This is a genomic window from Streptomyces sp. NPDC002057 (assembly GCF_040296665.1).
GTDB lineage: Bacteria > Actinomycetota > Actinomycetes > Streptomycetales > Streptomycetaceae > Streptomyces.
Window position 1 is genome coordinate 18,531 of record NZ_JBEOXR010000082.1, and the last position, 8,492, is coordinate 27,022.

The 8,492-nt window shown below is 68.3% G+C and carries 8 protein-coding genes and 2 pseudogenes; 8 read left to right on the forward strand and 2 right to left on the reverse strand.

All coding sequences use genetic code 11. The features are described from left to right. Positions 1–127: 127 nt before the first annotated feature. Both ABT129_RS36200 and ABT129_RS36205 read left to right on the forward strand, forming a co-directional pair. Positions 128–415, forward strand: a pseudogene (locus ABT129_RS36200) (transposase); the annotation flags it as partial. Further along, entirely contained in the window at positions 399–590 is a 192-nt protein-coding gene (locus ABT129_RS36205; protein WP_351910195.1) for a hypothetical protein, read from the forward strand. The pseudogene ABT129_RS36200 and the gene ABT129_RS36205, both read left to right, overlap by 17 nt. 20 nt (positions 591–610) lie before the next feature. On the opposite strand, the gene ABT129_RS36210 is transcribed toward ABT129_RS36205, so the two are convergent. After that, positions 611–832: a hypothetical protein gene (locus tag ABT129_RS36210; RefSeq protein WP_351910197.1), complete on the reverse strand. Its 222-nt coding sequence runs from the start codon at positions 830–832 to the stop codon at positions 611–613. 44 nt (positions 833–876) lie between these two features. Between ABT129_RS36210 and ABT129_RS36215 the strand changes: the two genes are divergently transcribed. From ABT129_RS36215 to ABT129_RS36225, 3 genes are all read left to right on the forward strand, one after another. After that, entirely contained in the window at positions 877–1,479 is a 603-nt protein-coding gene (locus ABT129_RS36215; RefSeq protein WP_351910199.1) for a hypothetical protein, read from the forward strand. A gap of 426 nt (positions 1,480–1,905) precedes the next feature. Next, positions 1,906–2,505 carry a hypothetical protein gene (locus tag ABT129_RS36220; protein ID WP_351910201.1) on the forward strand — a complete coding sequence of 200 codons (600 nt, stop codon included), beginning with the start codon at positions 1,906–1,908 and terminating at the stop codon, positions 2,503–2,505. 592 nt (positions 2,506–3,097) lie between these two features. Then, positions 3,098–3,316: a DUF3052 family protein gene (locus tag ABT129_RS36225; protein ID WP_351910211.1), complete on the forward strand. Its 219-nt coding sequence runs from the start codon at positions 3,098–3,100 to the stop codon at positions 3,314–3,316. Positions 3,317–3,590: 274 nt separating this feature from the next. On the opposite strand, the gene ABT129_RS36230 is transcribed toward ABT129_RS36225, so the two are convergent. Further along, positions 3,591–4,187, reverse strand: a complete 597-nt coding sequence (locus ABT129_RS36230) for a TetR/AcrR family transcriptional regulator (RefSeq protein WP_351910203.1) — start codon at positions 4,185–4,187, stop codon at positions 3,591–3,593. Between the two features lie 170 nt (positions 4,188–4,357). Here ABT129_RS36230 and ABT129_RS36235 point away from each other — a divergent pair, with 170 nt between their 5' ends. The 3 genes and pseudogenes from ABT129_RS36235 to ABT129_RS36245 all read left to right on the forward strand — a co-directional run. Beyond that, positions 4,358–5,320 (forward strand): alpha/beta hydrolase family protein, encoded by a 963-nt coding sequence (locus tag ABT129_RS36235; RefSeq protein ID WP_351910205.1) that lies wholly within the window; start codon positions 4,358–4,360, stop codon positions 5,318–5,320. Between the two features lie 1,637 nt (positions 5,321–6,957). After that, positions 6,958–7,500, forward strand: a complete 543-nt coding sequence (locus ABT129_RS36240) for an SMI1/KNR4 family protein (RefSeq protein ID WP_351910207.1) — start codon at positions 6,958–6,960, stop codon at positions 7,498–7,500. 767 nt (positions 7,501–8,267) lie between these two features. Further along, positions 8,268–8,492 (forward strand): annotated as a pseudogene (locus tag ABT129_RS36245) (hypothetical protein); the annotation flags it as partial.

Sequence of the window (8,492 nt, forward strand, 5' to 3'; positions counted from 1 at the left end):
CCTCCGCGGCATCCGTACGCACACCGTCCGAACCCAGGGCGACCGACAGCTTCATCGATCGGCATGCGGATCGCTTCTCAGAGCTACGTGAGGTGAGGCACTTGCGGATTCGAACCGGTCTCTCGAACTGGCAGACGTGGTGCGGCTCGGCGCGGTAGACGACGCGACCGCAATCACCGCCTGCCAGTTGAGGCGTGTCGTCGAGCGGCTCGTCGCCGCAGGCCAGTAGCAGAAGGGGGACCCGCGTATCGTGATCGTCGGCGATGCAGGCTACGACGCTGCCCGCCTGGCCTGGCTCCGGCGCGATCTGGCGGTCGAGCTGTTCGGCCGGGTCCGCTCTGACCGCGTGATGCGTCAGGTCCACCCAAGGCTCACCCACCGCTCCTTCTGGCTCGACCATGTCGGTGAACTACCGCGTAGTAGACGCCGAAGTCATGGCCCGGGCACGGCGGGAGGACAATGGCTGCCTTGGCCAGCGCGTCGCTGTCCATGCCCAGGTCATCCACGAACTGCGCACCGAGCTGGACCGGCGCACCGACATCAGTCGGCGCAGCCTCGTCCGGACACTGCCCACCAGCGTCGCTTGCTGAGCGAGGCTCCCGGGGCGCTGTCAGCGACTCTTTGCACTCTCGCGGGGGTCGGTGGCCGTGATCTGCTCAACGAACCGCCGTACCTGCTCCTCGACGGACTCCTGCGCAGTCTCGAACATGACGTGCCAGCGGTACGTACCGCCTTTGTCGAAGCAGCTGGTGACGCGCACATCGGTCTGGGCCGCGAAGAGGTCGTGCAGGACGAGGTCACTGGAGGACAGGGCCCGGTCCTGCACGGTCACCAGCGGTTGCTGGGCAGCTCGTGGGCCGCACATAGAGTGCGGATATGAAAGAGATCCCCTGGTTCGAGTACGACGAAGACGATCTGAACGCCGCACAACGCGCGTTCGCGGACGTACTCGCCGAACATGCTCGCTCCTGGCTGGTCGACCCGGATGACACAGCCGTGGTGCCTCCAGAGCACGCCGACGATCGCGAGCTGATCGTCTGGCTGGACATCGTCGATCCGCAGCGCAACCAGGCAATCCTGACCGTGGGCGCCCACTTCAACGGGAGCGCCGTCCATGCGGACATGCTCCACAATCAGCTCTTCTCGCTGCCGGAGGAGGCGACTGAGTTCACCTTCACAGCCGCCGGAAATCCGGCAGAGCTGGCAGAACAGACGGCTGCATGGTTCGAGGCCATCCTTGCGCGCCCGCTGGTCCGCTGTGAATGGCAGCACGCGGGGATGACGTACGCGGTCCGCTACGAGTTCGCCGATACCGGCCGAGGCCTCATCGAGAGCTTCAACGACGCCCTCGCACCCCGCCGGCTTCACAAGCGACTCGCCGCAGAAGGCATCGTTCGAGGCCGAGGGCGGATCAATCGCGCCCACCTGGGCGAACCGGACCTGATCACCTCAGCCAGAAGCGACAACCACGGTCACTAGTTACGGGACAGCTGTTAGTGAGCCGCGCTGGGTCTGGTGAGCGATGGACCAGTGCGGATGTTGGTGGTGGCCGCCCTCCCAGGGGAAGAGCTGGGCTGCGGTTGACTCGTCGTACTCCGATTGCCCGAGGCCGCTGGCAAGATCGCCGCTGTGAATGCCATCCGTACCACCCCACCACGGCCGGTCGACGTAGCTGCGGTCTTCCCCCGACTCGCCCCGCTGGCACGCCCGGCTACTCGGCTGCATCCGCGTCCCGGTTCTCCGACGGCGTACGAGAGCTCGATCGGTGGGCCTCTGCTGTGGCCTGTCAATCAGCCGTGGCTGTACTGCGACAAATGGCATGAGGGCCCTGTCTCTCCCCTGGTACCACTGGCCCAGCTGTACGTCCGCGACGTGCCTCAGCTGCGGACGCCGGGACGGACCGACGTGCTCCAGGTGCTGTGGTGCCCGACCGAGCACCCGCCGGAGCACAAGCCTTCGACCGAACTGTTCTGGCGAACAGCCGCCGACGTCGGCACGGTCCTCGCCTCGCCCCCCAGGCCGTCCGAGGTCGACGACCACTACATCCCGGAGCCGTGCTTCCTCGCACCGGAACAGATCATCGAATACCCCAACCTTCTGGAGCTGGACGAGGAACTGCGGCAGCAGTTGAGCGACCCGAGCACGTGGCAGGCAGCCGGCGCCGTTGTCGATGACGCCTACGGCGGATTCCCGGCGGATTTCTACTCCCACGAGCTCTCCGAAGCCCCCGGCTGGAAGGTCGGCGGATGGGCACCGTGGGGTCTCACCGATCCCATCGCCAGGTTCTGCATCAACTGCGGCACCACGATGACTCCGCTGCTGACCATCGCCTCGGACGAATGCCGCGACTACAGAAGAAGCTGGGGGCCGAACGAGGACCAGCACATTGCCGAGTTCGACGCCGACAAGGTGTCGAACCCGCCAGGCATCCAGGTATCCGGCGGGAACCATCTCCAGCTCTACACCTGCTCGACGTGCTACACGCATACCGACCTGATTCAGTAGACATCGAATCCTCGATGTTGTCGGCCGGGTTGTGGACGTCGAAGCCGACGAGACGCCGGCCCGAGGTCAGGCCCACGCTGATCAGACCGTGGTCCGCCGCACGGCCCTGCGGGACGAACGGCTCGGCCCCCGCCGACCGCGCGGAAGCCAGAACCGGGGAGATCAGGGAAAACAGCCACCGCGGCGGCGACCGCAGCGGCGGCGGCTCGACGCGTACGCACGGGAAGACTCCGTTCGGTCGGCTCGCTTCCGTGTGGGTCGCCTCTTGGGATACTTCGACGCTCACTCGACCGCGAACTGCCGCCCTGGTCGCCACCCCCATCAACGGACCGAGGTAGTCCGACCGCCACGCCCACTCACAGACCAAGCACCACCACTCCCCCACGGGCGTCGCTGTAACTCCATGCCGTGCCGCGCGTCACCTCGATGACGCAGAGCGGCGGAACGGCAGCACCTCAGCGACGGCGGCGCGCTCCTGGTGTTCGGCCTGGGCGCCCGGTCGGGCTGGGAGCCACATCGAAGGGACACATCCCGGGAGGTCAATCCGCTACAGCGGCAGGCAGGCTCCTGGTGGCGGTAGGACGACGGCGACCTGGTGGACAAGCTCACCGACGCAGTCGGCCTGCCGGCGGAAGACGGGGTGACCTGGGTGCTCAACTCCGAGTCCGACCATGCCAGGTACGTCAGGCAATTCGACGTCGCCGAAGCCGCCCCCACTGTCGGCCTGGCGCAGACCTCCTCCGTCAGCGTCGGCCACGACTGGACCGGCACCCGCCTCGTCTCCCCCAAGACGGCCAAGGCCAAGCGTTGACCAGCCACCGTCACCCTTCCTGCTGGTGCAGCTGGCCGGGCGCGTCTCAACCCAGCTGCCAACGACACCATCCCTCTCACCGGATCACGCGGTCAGCGGATGCAACCGGGAGAGCGGACAACAGGACTACCTCGTGGGTCACCTGCGGGCCCAGATGAGGACAGCCGCGAGGTGGAGTGCGGCCCGGCGGGCCATGGCGAACGCGTCGGTTCGCATGGTCGGGCCGAGGCGCTGCTCGAAGTGGGCCCCCGGGGTCGCGACTGGCTCGTGGGCATCAGGTCGCCTGGGGTCGCTGGAGTCCCTGGAGGAGGAGGGCGATCAGGCGTCGAGGGTCGTAGTCGGGGTCGCTGTCACGTCCGATGCAGAGGTTGCCGATGCCGCGCATCAGCTCGTAGGGCTGCGTGCCGGACCTGATGTCGCCAGCCTCGACCGCAGCGTCGAGCAGGAGGGAGCAGACGGGCACAAGGCGGTCGAGGAAGTAGGCGTGCAGCGCGGCAAAGCGGTCGGAGTCGGACTGAAGAGCGTCGGCGAGGCCGTGTTTGGTGACCAGGAAGTCGACGAAGAGGTCGATCCATTCGCGCAGTGCGTCGAGCGGGGAATCGAGGCTGCCCAGCAGGCTCGGGCCGGCTTCCGCGCATGCCTCGATCTGATGCTGGTACACGGCGGTGACGAGGTCGGCCCGGGTCGGGAAGTGACGGTAGATCGTGGCCATTCCGACGCCCGCCTGGGCGGCGATCTGGCGGATCGGCGCGTCGACGCCGGAGGTGACGAACACCTCGGCTGCGGCGGTGAGCACCGTCTCCCGGTTGCGCTGGGCATCGGCCCGCTTGCTTCGGGGCGGCGAATCTCCTGCGGGGCCCTCGGCGGCCATCACGTTCCCTTCGACACTGGTTGACAAAACGGAGCAGCGCTCCGGATACTAAATGGAGCAGCGTTCCGTTTCAGCTTATCTGAAGCAGGAGGCTCCTGACCGTCTTGCCCGCCCGCCGCCGGCAGTAGACCGGCGGGCGGCAGTGCTCCGCCGCCGAAAGGGAACACACCGTGAGCTCATCCACCACCATCGCCGAGGCCTTGGGCTTGCCCGTCCCGGTCCTGTCCTTCAGCCCCGTAGTCCTGTCCGCGCCCGGACGTCCCGTGGATCTGCAGGTGCGCGTATCCGCACCCGCGACCGGCACCAGCCTGCCCGTCATCCTCCTCTCCCACGGCCACGGCCCCTCGAACCACCTCTCCTCGCTCAACGGCTACGCGCCGCTCGCCAATTTCTGGGCCGCCCACGGATTCGTCGTCGTCCAGCCCACTCACCTCACCTCCAGGACACTGACCGACCTGGTCGCGGATGCCCCCGGGGCACCTGACTTCTGGCGCTCCCGCGCCGAGGACATGACCCATGTCCTCGATCGGCTCGAGGTGATCGAGAACGCCGTGCCGCAGCTCGCCGGGCGGATCGACCGCACCAAGATCGCCCTCGCCGGCCACTCGCTCGGGGGCTTCACCGCTGCCCTCCTGCTGGGCGCCGGACTCACCGACCCCGACACCGGGAACCTGGTGCACCTCACCGAACCCCGCATCAAGGCGGGTGTGCTGCTCGCCCCGCCCGGCAGGGGCGGCGAAGTCTTCAACGGACCGATGGCCGAGCACTGGCCGGTCATCGGGGCCGTCGACTTCTCCACCATGACCGCACCCGCGCTGGTCGTCACCGGCGACAAGGACGACCCCCGGCACTTCACAGACATGGGCCCGGACTGGCACGCCGACCCCTACACCCTCGCCCCACGCCCCAAGACCCTGCTCACCCTGTTCGACGCGGAGCACGGACTCGGCGGCATCGCCGGATACGACGCCGCCGAAACCACCGACGAGAGCCCCGAGCGAGTTGCCGCCCTCGCCCAGCTCACCGCGGCATATCTCCGCACCCAGCTCCACCCCGGCGACAACGCCTGGCAGACCACCTGCGAGTCATTCACGACCGGACCCAACCCGGCAGGACGCGTCGAATCGAAGTAAGCCCCCTGCCGCGCCAGACAGAGAGGGCGACTGGGGGCACTCAACGGGCTGGTACTCGATGACGGTGTCCGGGCAGGGAGCCGGCACAGCGTGAAGTCCTTCGGCACCCAGGCTCATCGGCCGCAGTTGGCTGCCCCCGGCACTGCCCCACACTTCCCGCGTCCAGGCCCTCTGCAAGAGCTGGGAATACCGCAAGATCGGCGAACGCCAGCCGTTCGCCGACTCCCCCTGTACGCCGTCATGCTCCGCGGCATCTGACCCACCACAACCAAGCGCCCGCCCGGTGCAACGTGCGACGGCTTCCCGGGCGGGCTCTCTGCCCTCATCATCTGCCAGATCGTCACCGAGCGCCCGGCGAAACCGACCCCACCCCCGGGGCCCACGCACCGACCAGCAGGGCTCGCCCCCATCGCCGCACGGCCTTGCCTTGCGGGGATGAGCGCCCGCGTGGAGGGGAGGATCGGGTCAGCCTGCGTGCTACTCGTCGCTAGCTCGCTTGGCCGTCCGGGTGGACGTTGACGCGTTCACGGATGACGGGGAAGCCGACCGTGGCGAAGTTTGCGGGAGCAGGTAGGGGAACAGGTGCGGCCGCCGTCGATCATCGCGGGTGTGTGGACGTGGCCAGGACGGTGAAGTGCGGGACATGCCGGGCGCAGGCCTGGTAGACCGCCAGAGTCCAGACCTGGCCGACAGCCGGGTTGTGGACGAGTGCCAGCAGGCTGGTACCGGGCGCGGGGCACTGGTTTCGTGGAGGGCGGGGAGCGCGCTGCCGCAGCCGCAGACGGCGTTGGGGCGGGCTCCGGTGAGGCGTTCGTCGGCTCTGACGTGCTCAGCGGCGAGGCGGCGCATGCTCGTGGCGTCCTTGGACCGCCAGTGAATGCGCCTCCACCCGCCACGCCCTCAACACGAACGCCTCCAGGTTCGCCGGGTGCAGTCGATCCTGGCTAATCGGTCCCCCGAGCCGATCAGAGGCCATCGGCGACGCTCCCCGCTCGATGACTGAGCCGCACACCGCACGGCGCTGACGGGTCAGCATCACGCACCGCACTGACACACCAAGAACGCCGGGGGTGGGACGCGGGCGAGAAGGGCGGCCGCACCGATCCGCCGCTGAATTTGCGCTGCTCGCCACCGATCTGCGCTTCGCTCCCAGCACTACGGGGTAGGGCGTGGCATGCGCAGGGCTCTCGCGTCCGCGAGCGCCGGGGCGGCGCCGCTGCTGAGCAGTGCGGCCACGGCCAGAGAGACCATCAGCCGTCGCATGATCACGCGTCCCACGACCCGGACAAGTGGTCACCGCCGTGCGGCCGTGACCACCCCGAAGAGGGACATCACCCCCGATCAGGACGGAGAAGGGCTCTGCGCCCACTACCCTCCGGATGCGGTGGGCCCGAGCCGACTGCTCCTTCGATCACCGCCCTCGCCGTACGACGCGCCGCCCCCGGTCACCCGTGCTGGGGTCGTTGTCGCGCCCCCAGCGTCCACCATGGAGACATCTGACAGTGCGGGCCCCCGTCCGGGGCGAGCCAAGGGCGCCGGCCACCTCCAGTTCTGTTCGATGTTCATGATCTGGGCAGCACAGCTCCGGAGTGAAGCAGTCGCGATGAGGTGTCAGCCCCGTCTGCCAGCATGGTGCTGTGACAGATGCATGTGATCAGCGTCCCTTCGAAGCCGCCCTCGCCTTCCTGCGCTCCGCGATTCCGCCGGAATGGCGCGAGCCTCCGCTAGGACATGACGGCGTCGCGGACTGGGAGCAGGAGAACGGCGTGGTCCTCCCGGAGCCGTACAGGACGTTCATCGCGGAGATCAGCAACGGGTCCGGGCACGGACCCGCCGGCGACGGCGGTCTCCAGCCCCTCGGCCGGCTGCCCGACGCGTGGCCCGATCTCGGCCCGCGGCAACCAGGAGAGCCGTTCCCTTTGGAGGCAGCCTGGCACTGGGAGGATGACGAGAGTGTCGACCTCGAGGACCCGCAGATCGGCGCGGCCTTCAACAAGGGGTCCATCGTTCTCGGATCCGAGGACGGACAGTCGTTCTGGCTCCTGCTGACCACCGGCCCCCGCCGCGGCGAAGTGTGGATGATCGCCGATGTCGGAGCCATCCCAGCGCCCGGCGACCACGCATGGGGCTTCACCGAGTGGGTGCAGCGCTGGCACACCGGCAACGACTGGTGGGACTGAGTGCTCTGCACCAGGAACGGTACGAGGATTGGAACCAGCGCCAGGGCGGCAATTGCCGCCGTTCCCGGACTCGCCGAACTTCGGTGATGCTGCGCGACCTCCACGTGCGGGCGTGTCCTGAGTCACCGGATCCGCTCGCGGCAAGGCTCCCTGCGGCGCGCAGCAGGCATGAGACCTGGTGTGCGCGCTGGTGATGATGCGTCGGGCGAGTGGTCGAGTACCGGCGTAGTGATCTCAGGCAGGTGGTGATCACGTGGTGCTTGCTGCCCGTTCTCCCCCGGTCAACAGGGCTTCTACCGGTCTCGGAGCCCCCTTAACGCCCGGATGTGGGGGCCGCCGACGGCTGCCCAGGAGACGTCCAGGGCGTTCACGCTGCGGGGCATTTGCCAAGAGGACCTCGTGCGGCCGGGGCCGCACACCGACCTTCGTCCACTCGGCCAGGCGGCGTCAACAGGTCACGTCTGAGCCGAAGCCACGTTCCTGCGGCAGGTGTTCCCAGGCAATCCCGTATGCAGGACGAACAGAATGCCCTGGAACACCAGCCGGTCAGGATGCCGCTTGCGCCCGGGTGACGGGCACGACGCTCGACCTTCGGCAGCAGCGGCTCGATCACCGCCCACAGCTCGTCGTCGACATCCCCTGACTTCGGCCGAGCCACGCCACACCCCCGGATCATCAGTCCCGGAGTGACCCAACCACCTCGAAGATCATTTCGTTAGGAGTTCTTAGACGTCGTTTTTATGGCGTGATCGTTCGTTGATCCGTGCATGGCGGGACTCGTGGAGCGACTGGTGCCGGACGAGTTGTGGGCGCTGTTCCGGCGGGTGGTGCCACCTACTGAGGTGATACGTCCGCAGGGCGGTGGTCGACGCCGGGCCGGTGACCGCGAAGCCCTGGCGGCGATCATCTTCGTGGCGACGTGGGGGGGGGGGGGCGGGCGCCCCCCCCCCCCCGGCGCCCCCCCCGGCCCCCCCGCGAAAACCCCAGGCGCC